11 protein-coding genes are annotated in these 20,295 nt (G+C 70.0%); 2 read left to right on the top strand and 9 right to left on the bottom strand.

The annotated features are described in order from the left end of the window. Positions 1-364: 364 nt before the first annotated feature. From FHY03_RS18660 to FHY03_RS18680, 5 genes are all read right to left on the bottom strand, one after another. Positions 365-2,695, bottom strand: a complete 2,331-nt coding sequence (locus FHY03_RS18660) for a GH92 family glycosyl hydrolase (protein ID WP_183932031.1) — start codon at positions 2,693-2,695, stop codon at positions 365-367. A 20-nt stretch (positions 2,696-2,715) separates the two neighbouring features. Beyond that, positions 2,716-4,125 (bottom strand): glycoside hydrolase family 125 protein, encoded by a 1,410-nt coding sequence (locus tag FHY03_RS18665; protein WP_260159465.1) that lies wholly within the window; start codon positions 4,123-4,125, stop codon positions 2,716-2,718. 17 nt (positions 4,126-4,142) lie between these two features. Next, positions 4,143-6,482, bottom strand: coding sequence for a GH92 family glycosyl hydrolase (locus FHY03_RS18670; protein ID WP_183932033.1), 2,340 nt, complete (start codon positions 6,480-6,482; stop codon positions 4,143-4,145). Positions 6,483-6,510: 28 nt separating this feature from the next. Then, entirely contained in the window at positions 6,511-9,633 is a 3,123-nt protein-coding gene (locus FHY03_RS18675; RefSeq protein ID WP_183920288.1) for a TonB-dependent receptor, read from the bottom strand. A 211-nt stretch (positions 9,634-9,844) separates the two neighbouring features. Beyond that, positions 9,845-11,029 (bottom strand): ROK family transcriptional regulator, encoded by a 1,185-nt coding sequence (locus FHY03_RS18680; RefSeq protein WP_183932034.1) that lies wholly within the window; start codon positions 11,027-11,029, stop codon positions 9,845-9,847. A 219-nt stretch (positions 11,030-11,248) separates the two neighbouring features. On the opposite strand from FHY03_RS18680, the gene FHY03_RS18685 reads away from it, so the two are divergent. Next, positions 11,249-12,202 (top strand): ROK family protein, encoded by a 954-nt coding sequence (locus tag FHY03_RS18685; RefSeq protein WP_183932035.1) that lies wholly within the window; start codon positions 11,249-11,251, stop codon positions 12,200-12,202. Further along, on the top strand, positions 12,199-14,565 hold the full coding sequence (locus FHY03_RS18690) for a GH92 family glycosyl hydrolase (protein ID WP_409314219.1): 2,367 nt from the start codon (positions 12,199-12,201) through the stop codon (positions 14,563-14,565). Before FHY03_RS18685 ends, FHY03_RS18690 begins: the two co-directional genes overlap by 4 nt. 369 nt (positions 14,566-14,934) lie before the next feature. On the opposite strand, the gene FHY03_RS18695 is transcribed toward FHY03_RS18690, so the two are convergent. The 4 genes from FHY03_RS18695 to FHY03_RS18710 form a co-directional block, all read right to left on the bottom strand. Continuing rightward, the gene (locus FHY03_RS18695; RefSeq protein WP_183920282.1) at positions 14,935-15,360 is read right to left on the bottom strand and encodes a hypothetical protein; all 426 of its coding nucleotides are present in this window, start codon (positions 15,358-15,360) and stop codon (positions 14,935-14,937) included. A 284-nt stretch (positions 15,361-15,644) separates the two neighbouring features. Beyond that, a complete protein-coding gene (locus FHY03_RS18700) occupies positions 15,645-16,262 on the bottom strand; it encodes a TetR/AcrR family transcriptional regulator (protein WP_183920281.1) in 618 nt (205 codons plus the stop codon). Positions 16,263-16,405: 143 nt separating this feature from the next. Further along, positions 16,406-18,031, bottom strand: a complete 1,626-nt coding sequence (locus FHY03_RS18705; protein WP_409314221.1) for a DUF5597 domain-containing protein — start codon at positions 18,029-18,031, stop codon at positions 16,406-16,408. Beyond that, the gene (locus FHY03_RS18710; protein ID WP_260159424.1) at positions 18,028-20,205 is read right to left on the bottom strand and encodes a hypothetical protein; all 2,178 of its coding nucleotides are present in this window, start codon (positions 20,203-20,205) and stop codon (positions 18,028-18,030) included. The genes FHY03_RS18705 and FHY03_RS18710 overlap by 4 nt, the downstream gene beginning before the upstream one ends. Positions 20,206-20,295: the final 90 nt, after the last annotated feature.

Below are 20,295 nucleotides of genomic sequence, written 5' to 3' on the forward strand. Positions count from 1 at the left end.
AGTCGTCACGACGCCGCCCCCCGCCACCCCGGCGGACGCCGGGGTCCAGTCGGGGGACGCACGTGGCGCTCACGAGGACCTTCCCACCTGAGCCCCGGCGTCCGCCGAAGCGATGCGTTTGGGGGGCACTCCCGTGTTCCTGCGCGCGCAGGAACCCAGGGCCACGAATGCTGGCGCCTGACGCCCTGGGCTCCTGCGTACGCAGGAGCGCGGCACGGCCATGATCGGGATGGTCGACCGCCACCAACCTGTTCCCCGGCAAAGGCCGGGGCCCAGTTGCGCGACGGCCGTGACTCCCACGGCGACCTTCCCACCTGGGCCCCGGCCTGCGCCGGGGAACGCCATCAGCGAGAGGGCGTGATTCTCACCCCCGCGCCATGCGCCCGAACGACGGCGGCCGGTCGCCTGGCGCGGTGCCGAAGCGCGACGGCGCGGCGCCCATGGTGAACTCGAGCGTGCCGCCCCTCACCAGGTCACGGTGCGCGATCCAGTTGCGCGTCCAGGGCCGTCCGTTCCAGCGCACCGACTGGACATAGGGCCGGTCGGGCGCGTTGCCGAGTGCGCGCACGCGCAGCCGGCGCCCGCCGCCCAGGTCCAGCTCGGCCGCGTCGAACAACGGCGAGCCGAACACATATACCGCGCTGACCGGATCGACGGGATAGAAGCCGAGCGAGCTCAGCACGAACCAGGCGCTGGTCTGGCCGCAATCGTCGTTGCCGATCACGCCGTCGGGGTCGGCCTTGTACATCTCGTTGCACAGACGCCGCACCATCGCCTGCGTCTTCCACGGCGCGCCCGCGAAGGCGTAGAGATAGGCGACGTGCTGGTCGGGCTCGTTGCCGTGCGCGAACTGGCCGACCAGCCCCGAGATGTCGGGCGGCGCGTTCTTGGGCAGCGTCGAGGGCGCGCTGAACAAGGCGTCGAGCTTGGCGATGAACGTGGCGTCGCCGCCGAAATGCTCGATCATGCCGTAGCTGTCGTGCTGGTTGAGGAAGGTCGCCTGCCAGCCGTTGGCCTCGGTATAGTCGCGCTGCTTCTCGGGCGCGTGGCCGAGCTGGATCGGATCATAGTCCTTCCACCAGCTGCCGTCGGCGAAGCGCGGGCGCGCGAAGCCGATCGACGGGTCGATCACGTTGCGCCAGTTGCGCGCGCGCCGGCGCAGCGCGGCCGCGTCGGCGGTGGCGCCCGCGGCCTCGGCGATCACCGCCGCGGCCCAGTCGTCATAGGCATATTCCTGCGTGCGGCTGACCGACTCCCAGGTCTTGTCGGCCGGCACGAAGCCGAGGTCCATGTACCATCCGCGCCCGAGCGAGCTGTCCGAGTCCTTGAAGTCGCGGTCGAAGGCGCGGCGGCGGAGGTTGGGCCAGGCGGCGGCGTAATCGGCCTTGATCCCCTTGGCGCAGGCCTCGGCCATCACCGACACCGCGTGCCAGCCGATCATCGTGCCCGTCTCGACTCCCTGGAGCGGCCAGACTGGCGGGCCGTAGGGGCTCTCGACCGTCTGGCGCACGAGATCGCGAGTCAGCAGCCCGGCCTGCTCGGGCTTCACCAGCGTGAGCAGAGGGTGGAGCGCGCGATAGGTGTCCCACATGGAATAGGCGGTGTAGGCCGCCTCGCCAGCGGGGGCACGATGGACCTGGCGGTCGAGCCCGACGTAGCGGCCGTCCCGGTCGGTGAAGAGCGTCGGTCCGACGAGGCAATGGTAGAGCCCGCTCGCCATGATGGTGCGCTCGGCCGGGGTGGCGCCCGCCACCTTGATCGAGCCGAGCTCGCGCGCCCAGCGCCGCCGCGCCGCGGTGGCGGTGGCGTCGAAGTCCCAGCCGGGCGCTTCCTCGGCGAGCGCCTGCCTGGCGCCCGCGACGTCGACCGCGGAGATGCCGGTCTTGATCAGGATCGGTGCGCCGCCCGCCTGATCGTAGAACAGCGCGACCTTGAGCTTGGCGCCCTCGGCGGCGCGCGCCCCGGCGGGCAGCGGCCGGTCGTCGTCGCCGTAGAACTGGACCCGGTCGGGCTGGCGCGAGAGCCGCATCGCGAAGTGGATGCGCCGCCCCTTGGCCCAGCGATGGACGCGGCGGCTGCCGGTGAGCAGCCCGTCGGCGTCGAGTTGGAGCGACGCCTCGTCGACCAGCACGCCCTTGTCCCACACGTCGAGCACCATGTGCGCGAAGTCGACCAGGATGTGCGCCGGGCCGTCGGGGAAACTGTGGCGATGCCAGCCGGTGCGGTCGGTGACGGTCAGCTCCGACAGCACGCCGCTCTCGAGCCGGACGCGATAATAGCCCGGCTCGGCATGCTCGTCGGAGAAGCGCTGGCGGTAGCCCTGGTCGGGGTCGCTGAGCGGTCCGGGCTGGAGCTGGACGGGCCCGCGCGTCGGCACCACCAGTACGTCGAGCATGTCGCCGATGCCGGTGCCCGACAGGTGGGTGTGGCTGAAGCCCATGATCGACGTGTCGGTGCGGTGATAGCCCGAGCAGGAATCCCAGCGGGTGTTGTCGGTGTCGGGGCCGAGCTGGACCATGCCGTGCGGCATCGTCGGGCCAGGGAAGGTGTGGCCGTGGCCGCCGGTGCCGATGAACAGGTCGGGCGCAGCGGCCGCGGGCGCCGCGCCGCCCTGCGCGCGCGCGACGGCGGGGAGCGCGCCGGTCAGGCCGAGCGCGGCGGCGGAGGCGAGCGCCTCGCGGCGGGTGGTGGTCATCTCGGGTCCTTCGGGGTCGGTCAGAGCGGCGTGGCGAGCAGCGCGGGGCGACGCCGCTCCAGATCGAGGATGAGGTCGCCGAACAGCCCGTTGGCCCAGGCGAACCAGGGGCGCGTGAACTTGGCCGGATCGTCCTTGTGGAAGCTCTCGTGCATGAAGCCGGTGCCGGCATGCGTCGCTTTGAGCCAGCGCAGGCATTGCAGGATTTGCGCGTCGTCGTCGCTGTCGAGCGCGCGGCTGACGATCGACATCGGCCAGATCATGTCCATGCCGACATGCGGCCCGCCGATCCCCTCGGCCGCGCTGCCCTTGAAGAAATACGGGTTGCGCTCGCTCCACGCCAGCGCCTGGGTGCGGCGATAGAGCGGGTCGTCGCGCCGCGCCGCGCCGAGCAGCGGCAGCGCCGAGAGGCTCGGCACGTTGGCGTCGTCCATGAAGATCGCGTTGCCGTAGCCGTCGACCTCATAGGCCCAGACCTCGCCGCCCTGTCCGTCGGGCATCCTGCCGTGCGCCGCCAGCGCGGCCTCGACCTCGCTCGCCAGCGCCTCGGCATCGGCGGCGCTGGTGGCGTCACCGGCGGCCTCGCGCTGCACGGTGGCGAGCATGCGCAGCGCGCTCACCGCGAACAGGTTGGACGGGATCAGGAAAGGGTAGAGGCAGGCGTCGTCGGAGGGGCGGAACATCGAGTGGATCAGCCCGACCTTGCGCGTCGGCGCGCCGCGCCCCTCGAACATCAGCGTCTCGGTCGGCGAGAGGTTGAGCCGCTGGAAGCGGTACGGCCCGTCGTCGCTCCTGCGCTGCTGCTGGCGCAGCGTCGCCACCGCCAGCGCCATCGCGCGCTGCCAGGTGGCGTCGAACGGCGCCTTGTCGCGCGTCGCGGTCCAATAGCCGTGTGCCAGCCGCATCGGGTAGCAGAGCGAGTCGATCTCCCACTTCCGCTCGGCGACGCCCGGCTTCATCTCGGTCTTGTCGTCGCGCGCGCCCAGGTTGGAGCGCGCGGTCGGGTCCTCCATGAAGGCGTTGGCATAAGGGTCGATCAGGATGCAGCGCGCCTGGCGCTGGATCAGCCCGTGGAAGAGCCGGCGGAGCGGCGCGTCCTTGGGCGTGAGATGCACGTAGGTCTGCAGCTGCGCCGAGCTGTCCCGCAGCCACAGCGCCTCGATGTCGCCGGTGATGACGAAGGCGTCGGGCTTGCCGTCGACCGTGCCGACCTTGGTGACCGTGGTGTCGAGCGTGCTCGGGTAGCAATTCTCGAACAGCCAGGCGAGCTCGGGGTCGGCGATGCGGCGCTTCACGCGCGCGATCTCGGCCTCGACCGCGGCGCTGGTGAACTTGCGCTGCGCCTTGGGCGGGCGCTTGCTCGCGAACGCCTGCGCCGCGGCAGGGCGCGGCAGCGCGGCCGCGACCGCCGCCGCCCCCGCGCCCGCCATCAGCTCGCGCCGCGCGATCACTTCGCTGCCCCGGGCGCGCTCATCGAGAAGGGCCGGTCGGCCTTCGCGGTGCCCCATTGCTTGTTGGGCGTCGGGCCCATGACGAAGCGCAGTGTACCGCCGGCCTGGAGCGCCTCGCGCGACAGCCACGGCTTGGCATAGGGCGCGCCGTTGAGCGTCGCCGACTGAATGTAGACATTGTCGCGGCTGTTGTTCTCGGCCTCGATCGTCAGCACCTTGCCGCCCGGCATGGTGACGCTGGTACGGCGGAACAGCGGGCTGCCGATGGCATATTGCCCGACCGTCGGGGTGACCGGATAGAAGCCGAGCGCGGAGAAGACGTACCAGGCCGAGGTCTGGCCATTGTCCTCGTCGCCGGGATAGCCGTCGGGCGCCGACGAGTAGAGTTTCCGCATCACCTCGCGCGCGTGATATTGCGCCTTCCACGGCGCGCCGGCCCAGTCGTACAGGTAGATCATGTGCTGGATCGGCTGGTTGCCGTGCGCGTACTGACCCATGTCGACGATCTGCATCTCGCGGATCTCGTGGATCACCTGCCCGTAATAGCTGTCGTCGAAGATCGGCGGGGTCGAGAACACCGAGTCGAGCCGCGCGACGAACTTGTCGTCTCCGCCCATCAGGCCGATCAGCCCCTGCACGTCCTGCATCACCGACCAGCTATAGTGGATCGAGTTGCCCTCGGTGAAGGCGTCGCCCCATTTGTACGGGCTGAACGCGGCCGACCAGCTGCCGTCCTTGTTGCGGCCGCGCATCCAGCCGCTCTGCGGGTCGAACAGCTTGCGATAGTTCTGCGCGTGCTCGGCATATTTCTTGGCGTCGGCGGTCTTGCCGAGCGCGGCGGCCATGCGCGACAGCGAGAAGTCGGCGGTGGCATATTCGAGCGTACGCGCGGCATTCTCGTTGATGCCGACGTCGTAGGGGACGTAGCCGAGCTGGTTGTACAGCTCGACGCCCTCGCGCCCGACCGCGCTGAGCACCTTGCCGCTCTTGTCGCGCGGGCGCCCCTCCGACGTGGTCGCGTTCTTGACCATCGCCTCGTAGAGCGTGTTCGCGTCGAAGCCTCGCACGCCGTTGAGATAGGCGTCGGCGATCAGGTTGGCCGAGTTCGACCCGATCATCACGCTGCGGTGCCCCGGGCTCGCCCATTCCGGCAGCCAGCCCGACTCCTTGTAGGTGTTGACCAGCCCCTGCATGATCTCGCCGTCGCGCTCGGGATACATCAGCGCGAAGAAGGGGAAGACCGCGCGCCACGTGTCCCAGAAGCCGTTATCGGTGTAGAGCGGGCCGTCGTGGACCTTGCCGTCGTACGGGCTGTAGTGGATCAGCTTGCCGTCTGCGCCGCGCTCGTGGAACTCGCGCGGGAACTGCAGCATCCGCCACAGCGCCGAGTAGAAGGTGCGGCGGTTGTCGAGATCGGGGTCGTCGACCTTGATGCGGTCGAGCTCGGCCGACCAGGCGGCGCGCGCCTTTGCCCTGGTCTGGTCGAACGTGTCGCGCCCGATCTCGCCGTCGAGGTTGCGCTGCGCCTGCTCGGCGCTGATGAACGAGGAGGCGACGCGCGCGCCGACCTGCTCGCCCTTCTTCGTGGCGAAGCTGATCACCGCGCCGACGTGGTCGCCCTCGGCGCGACGCCCCGCCGTCAGCGTGCCGCTGCCGTCGAAGGTCTGGCTGACGGTGAAGGGCTTGTCGAACTCGACCACGAACCAGTTGCGGAAGTTCGCCGGTACGCCGCCGTGATTGTTGCTGACATAGCCGGTGATGCGGCGCCGCGCCGGGTCGACCGACACCATCGAGCCGCCGGCATAGCCGTCGAGCAGGACATGCGCGTCCTTGGTCTCGGGGAAGGTGAAGCGGAAGTGCGCGGCGCGCGCGGTCGGCACGATCTCGGTGGTGACGTCATAGTCGGCGAGATAGACCTTGTAGCCCCACGCGCGGCTCTCCTCCGCCTTGTGGCTGAACCAGGAGGCGCGCTCCTCCTCCTTCGCCTTCACCGCGCCGGTCATGGGCAGCAGCGCGAAGGCGGCATAATCGTTCATCCACGGGCTCGGCTGGTGCGTCTGCTTGAACCCGTTGATCTTGTGGGCGCTGTACGTGTAGCCCCAGCCGTTGCCCATCTTGCCGGTGACGGGCGTCCAGGCGTTCATCCCGAAGGGCACCGCGATCGCGGGATAGGTGTTGCCGTAGGACAGCTCGTAGCTGCTGTCCGTCCCCATCAGCGGATTGACGAGGTCGACCGACTCCGGTGGCGCGTCCTGCGCCACCGTCGCCGCGGGGGAGAGCATCATGGCGGAGGCGCACAGCGCCGCGATGATGCCCCGGCGCCGCGCGCTTGCCATGTTCACTCTCCCTGAGACGTATCGATGATCAGAACTTGAAGGCGGCGCCGAGATAGAAACGGCGGCCGGCGTAGGTGTTCGAGACGAAGCGGTCCTTGGTGTCGTTGCCGAGATGCTGGCGCTGCTCCGACTTGGTGAGGTTGATGATCGAGGCGGTGATCTGGACGTTCTGTATCACGTCGAATGCCGCGTTCAGATCGACCTGCTCATAGGGATCGTCGTAGTAATTGATCCCCGACAGGAGCCCGCGCACCACCTCGCCGCGACGATTGTACGACGCGCGCAGCAGCACCGGGCCGTGCTCGTAGAAGACCGAGGCGTTGAGCTGCGTCTTGGCGCTGTTGACCAGCGGCGACGTGCCCAGGTCGGTACCGTTGAGCGAGATGTCGGCCGTCGACGTGTCGTTGTAGGTAAAGTTCACCTGCGCACCGAGGCCGAAGTCCAGCGTGTGCTGGGCATAGACCTCGACGCCCTGCGACACCGCGCTGGAGCCGTTCGCCTGGGTCGAATATTGCTGCACCGTCACCGTCTCGCCGGCGACCTCCTGCGGCAGGTCGATGACGACGGGCACGACGAAATCCTGCACGTCCTTGCGGAACAGGGTGAAGCCGAGAACCGAACCGGGATGGAAATACCATTCCGCGCCCGCGTCATACTGCCACGCCCGGAAGGGCTTGAGGTTGAAGTTGCCGCCGTTGCCAAACCATCCGGGCAGCGCGCCGAACTCGGCACGATCGAACGTGAAGGGGTCCGAGTTGAAGGTGAGCGAGCGCGCCGCGCCCAAGTCGTTGTATCCCGGGCGGCTCATCACCTTCGACGCTGCGGCGCGCAGCAGCAGGTTGGGAATCACCTCCCACGAGATGTTGAAGCTCGGCAGGAAGTCGGTGTAGCTCTTGCTCTCCGCATTCTGGGTGAAGACGCGCTGCTGACGCTGCGCCTCCGGGATCACCAGGCAGTTGCCGTCCTCACCGAAGGGCTTGTTCGGATCGAACTGACCGCCCGGCCCGTTCACGCAATAGTCGTTCTCATAGGTCAGCGTATCGCTCGACACACCGCTCTGCTTGGTATTCACGACGCGCAGGCCGATGTTGCCGCGCACCGTTTCCGTCTTGAAGTTGGCCTGAGCGTAGCCCGCCCAGATCTTCTCCTCGATATCGTAGAGGTTCTGCGGCTCGGGCACGCGCACCGGGCCGTTGTACTTGCCGTTGAGGTAATCGATGTAGTTGCCGATGTTGATCGCCGGGAAGGCGCTCGTCTCGAACCCGCCGGCGATGTTGCCGAGCGAATTGGGGTAGAAGACTTCCGGCAACGCCAGCGCGCCGCCCGGCGTGTCCTGGAAGCGCAGCGTGTTGGCGGCGTCCGAGTACCATTCGAAGCGACCGGTCTCGCGGTGGACGCGACCGTCGCGCCACTTCACGCCCGCCTGGATCGAGGCGAGGAACGGCGAGTCGAAGCTGCGCGTCACGTCGGCCTGGGCATAGCGCTGCGAGATCGAGTTGTTGGTGAAGCCCGAGCCCGTCGAGCCGAGATCGATCTGCGCCACGCCGTTGAGCATGTTCTGGAGAATGTCAGGCGAGAAGTTCATCGCGATCGACTGATCGGTGAAGTTCCAGGCGCTCAGGCTGTTGCCGTTGACGGTGCCGTTGCGCGGCTTGGCCTGGGCATAGAATTGGAACGAGGGGCCGCCGGTCGACCGCGTCTTGCCGAACACGACATCGACGTTGAGGTGATCGAGGTTCCACTTGGCGTGGACGTCATAGGTGTTCGACACGCTCTTCTCGCGCGCCAGATAGTTCTGCGGCGCCGGGGTCTCCATCGTGCAGGGATTGGTGTTGGCGCGGCACAAGGTCCCCTCGGGCGGCACCTGGAAGGTCGCACCGGTCAGGATCGTCCCGCTCTTGTCGAGCGTGCCGCCGGTGAAGAAGTTACCGTAACCCCACTCCGGGATCTTGATGACGTTGCGGGTGTAATCGCCGTCGAGCTGGAAGCGGAAGTAGTTGGCGGTGATCTCCAGATTGTCGAACGGCTTGGCCTGCATAGTCGCCTGGATGCCGAGGCGTTTGCGCTTCTGCTCCTCGATCGTCTCGCTGACCGATTGCGGCGCCCAGTAACCGTCGAACACCGTGCCGCCGAGCGTCTTCTGCCCGCCGTTCACGCCGTCGTTCCAATAGTCGATCGCGGCGTCGTTGCCGAACGGGTTGCCGTTGACGTCGACCGCAGGCTTGGCGGTGCGATCGTTGGTCCACCAATGCCAGCTGTCGGCATTGGCGCTCAGCGTGCGGTTGGTGCGCTCCTGATAGGTCGCGCCGACGAGGAAGCCGAGCGTCTTGCCCTCATTGTGCCACGACAGCAGACCGGAGACGTTCGGCTCGGTCTTCTTGCTGACGTCGGCGTAGGTGCCCTCGGCCGAGACGCTGCCCGACCAGGGCTCGAGGTCGAAGGGGACGCGCGTGTGGTTGATGATGACGCCGCCGACGCCGCCCTCGTCGAGCCGCGCCTCGGACGATTTGAACACCTCGACGCTCCCGATCAGCGTCGACGGCAGCAGCAGATAGTTGAACGAGCGCGAGGGATCGCCGGTGTCGGTGCCGGCAATAAAATTGCCGTTGAGCTCGGTCAACGTCAGGTCGCTGCCAAGGCCGCGGATGCTGACGCGGCTGCCCTCACCGCCGTCGCGCTCGATGATCACGCCGGGGACGCGCTGGAGCGAGTCGGCGACGTTCTTGTCGGGGAACTTGCCGACGTCCTCGGCGGTGATCACGTCGACGAAGGCGTTGGCCTCGCGCTTGCGGCTGAGGCTCTGCTCGATCGAGCGGCGATAGCCGGTGACGACGATGTCGCCGCCGCCCGCGGCACCCGAGTCAGCGGCGGAGTCGGCGGCGTCGGCCTGGAGCTGGCCGGGGCTGTCGAGCGTGCTGTTCGCGGCGGGCGCGGAGACCTCGCCGGTGTTGCTCGACGGCGCCGGGACGGTCGTCTGGTCGGGTGCCTTGTCGGCCTGCTCGGCCTGCGCGCCGGCGGCGGTCGATGGGCTGGTCTGCTGCGCCTGCGCGCTGCCGACGATCCCCGCGGCCAGACTCACCCCTGCCAGCAGCAGCGGCATCCGACGACGCAGCGGCGCGCGCGACGGGGTTTGGGCAGTGAAACCTCGCATTAGTCCATCCCTCCTCTTCGCGGTGGGATTCGTTGCCCCGCCGCGTCCCTCGACCGGACCGCCGCGAGCGCGCCAGCGGCGCGCCGCACCCCTCATACCGAGCGGCGATCACGAGGTTAATCAGACAATAGCAAAAGCAAATTGTCAAATGGAAGGATTGAGAACGTTCGCGCAAACCTTTGCGAAGAGGTACTTTAAAGCCGAGGTGGCCTTATTCCACCGCCTTCCACAGCGCGCCGGGCTTGGGCAGGAGGAAGTGGCTGAACGGCAGGATGGCCGCGCCGACCGCGGGCGCGTCCTCGGACAAGGCGGCGCGCTCGACCGGCGCCACCGCAGGCGCGTCGGTGATCTCGCCGAGCAGCGCGTTGACCCGCTCGGCGAGCGACTCGACCAGCGCCGCCGGCAACCGGCCCCCGATCAACACCGCGGCGGGGTCGATCAGGCAGCTGATCGCGTCGAGCGGGGTGCACAGCTGCCGCGCCGCGCGGTCGAGCCAGGCGTCGACGCTGGCGCTCGCGGCGTCGCTCGCGTCGGGCGCGAGCGCGGCGGCGATGGCGACGCCGTCGCGCGCGAGATGCTCCTGCAGCCCGGAGCGCGACACCAGCTTCTGCACCTGCTCGCGCGTGCCGCCCTCGCCCGGCGCGAGCATGAAGCCGAGCTCACCGCTGCGCCCGTGCGCGCCGCGCGCGTAGACGCCGTCGCTCACCACGCCCCCGCCGAGCCCCGAGGAGATCAGGATATAGAAGAAGTTGCTCAGCCGCTGCCCGCGCCCGAGCTGCATCTCGCCGGTCGCCGCGGCCGCGGCGTCATTCTCGACGAACACCGGCAGCGCGAGCGGCTCGGCGAACAGCGCCGCCATGTCGACCCGCTCCCAGGCGTCATAGGCGGCGGGCCGGCCCGGCAGGTCGACCGAGCCAAGATCGTCGGGCACCGCGACGCCGAGCCCGACCAGCTTGGCCGGATCGACCCCGGCGCCGCGCAGCATCGGCTTGATCGAGCGGCGATAGAAAGCGCGCACGTCGTCGGGCAGCGCAAAATCGACCTCCTCCGACCGGCGGGCGAGCGTCTCTCCGGCGAAATCGACCAGCACGAGCGTGATATGATCGCGGTCGACGTTGACCCCGATCGAGTAGCAGGCGTCGCGTTTGACCTCGAGCTTGGTCGGCGGCTGGCCGCGGCCGCCGCGGCGCTGCCCCGCCTCCTGGATCAGCCCGTCCTGGAGCAGTCGCCGCGTGATATTGGCGATCGCGGGTCCGGTCAGCCCGGTGATCTGCGCCAGCTCGACCCGCGTCAGCGAGCCACCGACTCGGATCGCGTGGAGCGTCACCCGTTGGTTGTGATCGGCGGCGCGCTCGAGGTTGGTGCCCGAGAGGCGCGGCGCTGCACCCCCGCTCACGCCGCCCGCCCCGTGGTCTCCCGCCCCGCCGCCGATCGTCGCATCCTGTCGTCCCCTGAACTGTTATCGCTCCCGTTCCAGCGCCTTTCGCCCAGCACCGCAAGCAAGAACAGCCGCCACGTCGAATTTGAATTATGCAATTTGGTGTTCTAAACGCCTTTGTTCAGGATCAACGCGCGGCCTTCACGCGCGGCGGTGCAAGGGACGGGGGAGAGGGCGATGCGATATCAGGCGGACGGGCCGGCGGCACGCGCGCTGCTCGCTGGGGTGGAGCTGGGCGGCACCAAATGCGTCGCGACGCTGGCGCATTCGCCCGACGCGATGCTCGACCAGGTGACGCTGCCGACGCTTGCCCCCGACGAGACGCTGCCGGCGCTTGCCGCGGTGCTGGCGGGCTGGCGCGAGCGTCACGGCCTCGCCGCGGTAGGCATCGCCTCCTTCGGGCCGGTATGCCTCGATCGCGCCTCGCCGCGGTACGGCCATGTGCTCGCGACGAACAAGCCGGGATGGCGCGACGCCGACGTGCTCGGCACGGTCGCCGCCCCGCTGGGCCTCCCGACCGGGTTCGACACCGACGTCAACGGCGCGGCGCTCGCCGAGATGCGCTGGGGCGCGGGCCGCGGGCTCGACGATTTCGCCTATGTCACCGTCGGCACGGGCGTCGGTGTCGGGCTGGTGGTGCACGGCCGGCCGACGCGCGGGCTCGGCCACAGCGAGATCGGCCATATCCGTGTCCCCCGCGCGCGCGGCGACGACGCGCCGAGTGCCTGCCGCTACCACGACGATTGCGTCGAGGGGCTCGCCTCGGGCAGCGCGCTGCGGCTGCGGCTCGGCGACCGCGACGTCGCGACGGTCGGACCGGACGACCCGGTGTGGGAGCCCATCGTCGACGTGCTCGCGGCGATGTGCCACGCGCTGGTGGGCAGCACCGGACCGCTGCGGATCGCGATCGGGGGCGGCATGCCGGTCAAGCAGCCGCACCTGCTGCCGCGCATCGCGGCGCGGCTCGAGGCCAGTTTGGCGGGCTATATGGAGCTCCCCGAGGACGGCTATATCGTCCCGCCCGCGCTCGGCGACCGCGCCGGTCCGCTCGGCGCGATCGCGCTCGCGGCCGACGCGCTGGAGGAAGCGGCCGACGTCGCCGCGCGGATCGAGGCGGAGGCGATGCTGTGAGCCGGGCCGCGCGCCCTCGCCCGTTCCGCCATCGCCTTGCCGCCGGGAGCGCCGCGCTCGCGCTGCTCGGCGCTCCCGCGCTCGGGCAGCAGGCCTCCTCACCTGCCAGCACGACCGCCCCGGCGCGCACGATCAACGCGGTCGACCCGTTCATCGGCACCGGCGGCGAGGGCCACACCTTCCCCGGCGCGGTGGCGCCGTTCGGCATGGTGCAGCTGTCGCCCGACACCGACACCAGCTGCGTCATCCGCGAATGCTACGCGCACGCCGCCGGCTATCGCCACGACGATCCGACGATCGAAGGCTTCAGCCACACGCACTTCTCGGGCGCGGGCCATTCCGATCTCGGCGACGTGCTGGTCATGCCGGTCAGCGGCGACGCGGTGGCGATGGACCCGGGCACGCCCGCCGCGCCGGGCTACCGCTCGCGCTTCGACCATGCCAGCGAGGTGGCGCGCCCCGGCTATTACGCGGTGACGCTCGCGGCACCGCAGGTGCGCGCCGAGATGACCGCCGGCACGCGCGTCGGCGTGCACCGCTATACCTTCCCCGCGGGCAAGGCGGCGCACCTCGTGCTCGACCTGCGCCGCTCGCTCTACAACTACCCGGGCAAGGTACTGTGGTCGGGGCTCCACCTGCGCGGCGACGGCACGCTGACCGGCTTCCGCGAGACGCGCGGCTGGGCGCCGGGACGCAAGCTGTTCTTCGCGATGCGCTTCTCGGCGCCGCTCACCGGCCACGCCTTGGTCGATCGCGACGGCGACGTCCCCTACAAGGGTTTCCAGGCCCCCGGCCGCGGCAGCGACGTGCTCGCCGAGAAGCTCGGCAAGCAGCTCGAGGCGCGGCTCGACTTCGGCGCGCTCGACCGCCCGCTCGAGGTCCGCGTCGCGCTGTCGGGGGTGGACGAGGCCGGCGCCGTCGCCAACCTCGAAGCGGAATCGGGCGACTTCGACGCGGTGCAGGCGCGCACCCGCGCCGCCTGGGACGCGGCGCTCGGCGCGGTTGAGTTCGAGGCGCCCGCGCCGACCCGGACGATCGTTGCCACCGCGCTCTACCACAGCCTAATCGCGCCGAGTGTGTGGAGCGACGCCGACGGGCGCTACCGCGGCCCCGACGATCAGGTGCATCGCGCCGAGGGCTATACCTTCCGCTCTACCTTCTCGCTGTGGGATACGTTTCGCGCCGAGCACCCGTTGCTGACGCTGGTGCAGCCGGCGCAGACCACCAACGACGTGGTGCGCTCGCTGGTCGACAGCCAGCGCTACAGCCCACACGGCATCCTGCCGGTGTGGCAGTTCGCCGGGCGCGAGACCTGGACGATGATCGGCTATCACGCCGTGCCGGTGATCGCCGACGCCTATCTGAAGGGCTTCCGCGGCTTCGACGCGAATGCCGCGCTCGACGCCATGGTCGCCAGCGCGGACTATGCCCCGTACGGCGGGCTCGGCGATTACATGAAGCTCGGCTATGTGCCGATCGATCGCGAGCCCGAGGCGGCGTCGAAGACGGTCGAATATGCCTATGACGACTGGACGATCGGGCGGATGGCGCGCGCGCTCGGCCGCACCGACGTGGCGCAGCGTTTCGAGCTACGCGCGACCAACTGGCGCAACAGCTTCGACGTGAGGACCGGCTGGCTCCGCGCGCGCAAGAGCGACGGCAGCTATCGCACGCCGTTCGATCCCACCGCGATCAACTACGGCTCTGACTACACCGAGGGCAATGCCTGGCAGTACAGCTGGTTCATGCCGCAGGACCAGGCCGGGCTGTTCCGGCTGCTGGGCGGCGACCGCAAGGCCATCGCCAAACTCGACGCGATGTTCGACTATGACAATTCCAAGCTGGACTACAGCCATGCCGAGGACATCGCCGGCCTGATCGGCCAGTACATCCATGGCAACGAGCCGAGCCACCACGTCGCCTATCTCTACACGTACGCCGGCGCGCCGTGGCGCACGCAGGAGCGACTTAAGCAGATCGTCGAGACGCAATATCACGCGAGTCCTGAGGGCTTGAGCGGGAACGACGATCTCGGCCAGATGTCGGCCTGGCTGGTGTTCACCGCGCTCGGCTTCTACCCCGTCGCGCCGGGCAGCAACCAATATGTGATCGGCCGCCCGTTCGTCGCGCGCGCGACGCTGCGGCTGCCCGACGGCAAGCGCTTCACGGTGGTCGCGGACGGCCTGTCGGACGCGAACCGCTACGTCGGCGCGGTGGCACTCAACGGCAAGCCGCTGATGCGCAGCTGGATCGCGGACGAGGAACTGCGCGCCGGCGGGGAACTGCGCTTCACCATGACGGCGCGGCCCAACAAGGCGTGGGGTGCAGGACGCGCGGCGCGGCCGTTCTCGACGACGCGCTGAACGGGCGCTCCCAACCCCGTTATCCCGGCTATGAGCCGGAATCCATGGTGCCGCGTACATGATCGCCCGTTGAGGCGCGCGGGCAGATGCATCCCGGCTCAAACATGTCCTGAGCGACGCTGCAGGCGGCGTCGAAGGGGCCGGGATGTCGGTGAGGGTGAGCGATGATACCTGGAGCATCGCACTGACGACCGGCCGGGTTCCGCTGATGGCTGATGCACCTATGCGGACCGGTGCTCCCGCGCACGCGGAGGTCCAGAGCGACAGGCGGTGACGTTAAAGACCCTGGGCTATGGCGTTCGCCGGAGCACGCGGACGATCCGGACGAAATGGGCCAGGCTCCGAGCTGCCGTCGTCGCCGGGCCCCTCTCAGCGGCGCTCGGGCCGGCGCAGCCGCGCGCTGCTGATGCTGGCGAGCAGCAGCTCATAATGGTCGTTGGTATAACCCGCGGCGAGGAAACCCTTCACCGCGCTCACCGGCACCGCGAAGCCCTGGTGCCAGGCATGCACCGCGAGCCGGCGCAGCGCCTCCAGCTTGGGATCGGCCAGCCGCGGGTTGGGCTGCTTGCCGAACAGCACGCCCATCGCCACCGCGATGCGGCCGGGCTCGCGCAGCGACGATAGGCGGTCGCGGCGGGCGAGCGACACCACCAGCCACTCGAGCGCGCTCAGCGCGGCGCGGTCGGCGGTGACCTCGGGCTCGGCGGTCGGTGCGACGGTGTCGGACGCGAGGTGGCGCTCGGCGGTGAGCGCGGCGGCACCGCCGATGGCGGACGTGAAATCGATGAAGGCCATGTCGTCTCTCCCCTTCGGAGTATGCGGGGCGCACGCCACCCGCCGGAGAACCGGGGCGAGAGCGCCGTGTCAGTCTAGAGCGAGGGTGCCGCGCGGTGGACGCGCCACCGCGCCGGCGATCAGGTCGCTGGGTCGTGGGTGAGCGGTCGTGCCATCGCGGCGTCCCTCCGGTGAAGGTGCCGCCGGAGCGTCACCGCCGTTTCTATACTGTGTGGTATAGAAAGCCTTGCCGACAGCGTCAACGCTTTATGTACCGGTCGGTAGCGTTTTTTCTTACGAGCGGCTCAGCGGGTCGGCCACATGGCGAGGCTGGTGTCGACCACCTGCTCGAGTTCGGCGCGTGTCGCACCCGAGCCGGCCTGCACCGCCATGCCCTGCAAGATCGCGTACAGATATTGGCAGAGCGCCTGCGGCGTGATGTGCGCGGGAAACTCGCCGGCCTGCTGTGCCTGCTCGAACCGTTCGACCAGCGCCTTCTGCGACGAGGCGCGCCGCGCGATCACGTCGTCCTTGATCGACCGCTGCTCGTCGCCGCAGGCGGTGGCGTGGATCACGCCCATGCAGCCCTTGGGGCCGCCGCTGTTGCACTGCGCCTCGATCGCGCCGCGCATGAAATGCTCCGCCACGGCGCGCGCGGTCGGCTGGTTGAGCGCCTCGCGCGTGTAGGAGAGCTTCTCCGCCTCGTAGAGGTCGAGCGCCTTGTGGAACAGCGCTTCCTTGTTGCCGAAGGCGGCGTAGAGGCTGGGCTTGGTGATCCCCATCGCCGCGGTGAGGTCGGCCATGGAGGCGCCCTCATAGCCCTTGGTCCAGAAGACGCCGAGCGCCGCCGCGAGCGCCTGCTCGGTACAGAACTCGCGCGGACGGCCCTTGACGGCGGAACAGGCGGTGGCAGTGGATTCCATAACGGCCGGTATGTAATGCGCCGGCAACGCCGCGTCTAGGTCGGCGCGGCTCGGCTCGTCCCGTCGCGGCGCGCGGAGTGGTCGGCGGGCGAGAAGGTCAACCTCGTCTCACCCCTGCAAAGATAACGTTCGCCGCCGATCGCTCAGCGATAGCGACCCATCGTCACCTTCAGCACCTGGGGGCGATCGACCAGGTTGATGCCGTAGTCCGTCTGGTCGCCGTTCCACACGCGCGACATGACCCATCTGCCGTCCGTGAAGCCGCCCTCCTCGACTCGCACCACCATCCCCTCCCCGCTCGCGGCGGAGAAGGTGACTCGCGCGTGGTCGCCCACCAGCAGGAACTCGTCGTCGGAGAGCTGCGCCACGGCGACGCCGCCGACCGGCTCGTTCGCCCAGGGTGCGGGGTCGGCCTTGAGCCAGGTCCACTCGCGCATGCCGAACTGCCACTCGCCCCAGGTCGCCGCGATCTTCCAAGCGCCGAGCGTGGTGGAGACGACGGCCCCGTCGTCGGGCTTCGCCGCGCCCCAGGTCGGGCGCGAGGCCGCGATCCGCGCCCAGTCGCGCGCGATCGGCGCCAGGGTCCCATAGGGCAGCGCGATGGCGTCGAGCGTCACCGGGTCGAGCGACTTGGCGCCGAGCGGGAAGTTGAAATAGCCGGTCGCGTCCATGCCGAACGGCGCATAGCCGATCGCCCCCCGCCCCAGCGCGGCGTAGAAAAACCGCGCGAACTCGCGCGCGTTGCCGATCTCCGGCACCATCAGCGCATTGTCGGGCCGCGCGTATTTGTCGAGATATTGGACGACGTTGGCGCTCTTGCGGTCGTAGATATCGGGCGCGGCGAAGTCGATCGCGGGTGCCGCCGCCTTCCAGATGTCGAGCACGTCCTGCTGCGGCCCGCCGCTTGCGACGCCGTCGGGATCGGGCACGTTCGACGGCCCCGCCAGGGCCGCGTTGACGTACATCGGCAGCGGCTTGGCCTTCTTCCCGGCCGCGGCGATGGCGTTGACATAGGAGGCGACGTACCAGGTGTTGAAGGCGCGGTCGGCCTGCGCGCCGAACGCCTGCGCCCAGGTGCCGCGCTTGCCGGTGCGCTGCGCCAGCGCGGCCGGGATCGGCTGCGCGAACAAGCGGTTGCCTTCCGCGCCATAGTCGCGCGGGTTGCGATAGCTGCCCGTCTCATTCTCCGGCTGGACCATCACGACGGTGTGCTGCTGGTCGTTGTCGCGGAGATATTCCATCACCTTGACGAAGGCGCGCCGGTCCGCCGCCAGTGTCGCCTGCGAGAGCGGGGTGAGCACGCCGTGATCCTTGCCGTCGCGCGTCTTCATCCGCGGGAAGCGGCGGTTGTCGAGCTTGACCCAGTCGGGTGTGTAGCCCGGGCTGGTGTTCTTCCACGTGCCGAACCACAGCAGCACCACGCGCTTGTCGTGCGCGCGCGCCTGATCGAGCAGGGTCTGGAGGAAGGACAGGTCGAACTGCCCCTCGTGCGGCTCGACCTGCTGCCAGGCGATCGGGATCTCGATCGTGTTGGCGTGGATGCGGTCGAGCACCGGCCACACCTCGGGTAAGGCCGCGGCATAGTTGCTCGAGTTGTTGACCTGCGCGCCCAGCATCAGGAAGGGCGCGCCATCCACCAGCAGCGCGTGGCGCCCGTCCTGACTCACCAGCCGCGGCAGCGGCGCGGCCTGCGCGCTCGCCCCCGTCGCCGCCAGCGCGACCGCCCCTGCCGCCGCGAGCATCGCGGCGCGTCCCCACCGTCCGATCATTCACCCTCCCCCTTCGGATCGCCGTACATGATGCCGCGGCCATCGGTGCCGACATAGACGCGCCCGTAGCGCCGCGGGTCGCCGCTGATCACGCGCAGCCGCAGTCCCCAGCGATGTGCCGCGTCGTTGATCTGCACCCACCGCGCGCCACCGTCGGTCGAGCGATAGATGCCGCGCGTGCCGTCGACGGTCGCGATCGCGTAGAGCGCCGGCCAGGCGCTGCCCGGCGCCGCCTTGCCGAGCCCGTAGCGGTCGATCTGCGCCGTGGAGCCGGCCCGCGCCCAGTGCTCGCCGACGTCCTCGGAGTGATAGAGGGCGCCCGCGACGAGCAGCCACAACGCCCCGGCGCGCCCCGGCACTGCCACCAGCGGGTTGGCCGCCTCGCGTCCCACCGCGCGCGCGCCCGACAGGTCGGCCGGCAGCCCCTGCCCGGCGGCGGGCGCGAAGCTGGCACCACCGTCGCCACTGCACAGGATGCGACCGCGCTCGGTGTCGACCGCGTAGAAGCGCTGCGGGTCGGCCTTGTCCGCGGTGACGCGCGCGCCGTCCGGCAGGCCCGTGACCGCGCGCCACGTCGCGCCGCGGTCGCGGGTCAGCAGCGGCCGGTCGCTCTCCACCAGGAAGGTGGCGCCGTCGGCCGAGACGGTGATCGCGGCGCCGCCCGTCTGCGCGCGCGCGGGCGTGCCGTCCGGGCGCGGCGTCGTCTCGCTCGCAGGCAGGCGGAGCGGCGTCCAGCGCTCGCCGCCGTCCTGCGACCAGGCGAGCGAGGTGTCCGGCACCACCGGCTTGTGCGTGTTGCCGCTGCGGACCAGTACCAGCGGCGCCGCGCCGGCATAGTCGAGCGAGTTGGTGTTGGTGAGGAACGGCGTGCGATGGACGTGCGCGGGCGAGCGCGTGAGGTCGGCATGGCGGAAGCCGCCGAGGTCGCCGAAGCCCGAGACCAGCGGCGCGCCGCCGGTCGGGCTCACCAGCGTGATGATCGCGGTCTGCTCGATCCCGCGCGTCCACGGCGCCCAGCGCATCGTCCCCGTCCGCGCGAAGGCGTCGGTGGCGTAGACGGTCGCGCCGGTGACATAGGCGGCGTGCGCGGCATCGAACGGATCGATCGCGAGCCCGGCGATCCAGTGGCCGAAATTGGCCCGCCCGTCGAAGTCGAGGAACGGCGTGGCGCTGACATCGCGCGTGCTGCGGCGCCACAGCTCGTCCCAGTGCGCGCCCGCGTCGGTGGAGCGCCACACCGTGTCGACCGGCTGGTAGCGGTTGACCGTGCTCACCGCGAGGACGCGCGGGTCCTGCGCCGAGACCGCGACGCCGAAGAAGCCGCCCGGCACCTCACCCGCGGCGCGTGGCGGAGTGACGTCGCGCCACGAGCCGGCGTCGGGATCGTAGCGCCACACCGCGCCGTCTCTGACGCCGTTGGGGCCGATCGCGTCGCTGTAGCTCAGCGTGACGACGCCGTCCCCGCCCACCGCGGCCTTGACCGGGAGCAACGCGGCGCGCGGCCCGCCTGCGACCGCGCGCCACGTCGCGCCGCCGTCGTCCGAGCGGAACAGGTGGCGCTCGCCCGGGTCAGCGCTGCCGACGAACATGCGGCCGCGGTGCGCCGGATCGAACAGCACGAACGACAGTCCGCCATGCGTCGTCCGCGGCCGGTCGGGGCGACCCAGACCGGCGAGCGGGAAGCTCGCCACCTTCCGCCACGTGGCGGCTGAGTCATCACTGCGCCACAGGCCGTCGTGGCGCGAGCCGAAGAACAGCGTGGCACGCGCGTTGAGGTCGATCGCGAGCCGCTCGCCCAGACCGCGCCCGTCCTCGTTGCCGCCCATCGCGAACGGCACCGGCGTGGTGCGCCAGTGCACACCGCGGTCGCTCGAGCGCAGGATCGCGGCGGGGCCGCGTGCGCTCATCCCGACCGCGAGATAGACGAGGTCCGCGTCGACCGGATCGGGCGCGACGCTCTCCACGCCCATGTAGCTCGGCTCGGCGACGTCGTCCTGCAGCGGCACCCAACGGCGGGCGGCGGCGTCCCAGCGATAGGCGCCCCCCATATCGGTGCGCAGATAGGCGAGCCCGCGCTCCGCGCGGCTGAAGACGATGCCGGGCGCGAACCCGCCGCCGCCCACCGTCACGTTGCGCCAGGCGTAAGGGAGGATCGGCGCCGCGAGAACGTTCATCGGAGGCGCCGCGATCATGGCAAGGAGCATGGCAACCGACCGGATCCTCACCCCTTCTCCCTTTCGCGCGATTTATCAGATCACTTGAGC

The organism is Sphingomonas sp. BK345 (assembly GCF_014193845.1).
In the GTDB taxonomy this organism is placed as follows: Bacteria; Pseudomonadota; Alphaproteobacteria; order Sphingomonadales; family Sphingomonadaceae; genus Sphingomonas.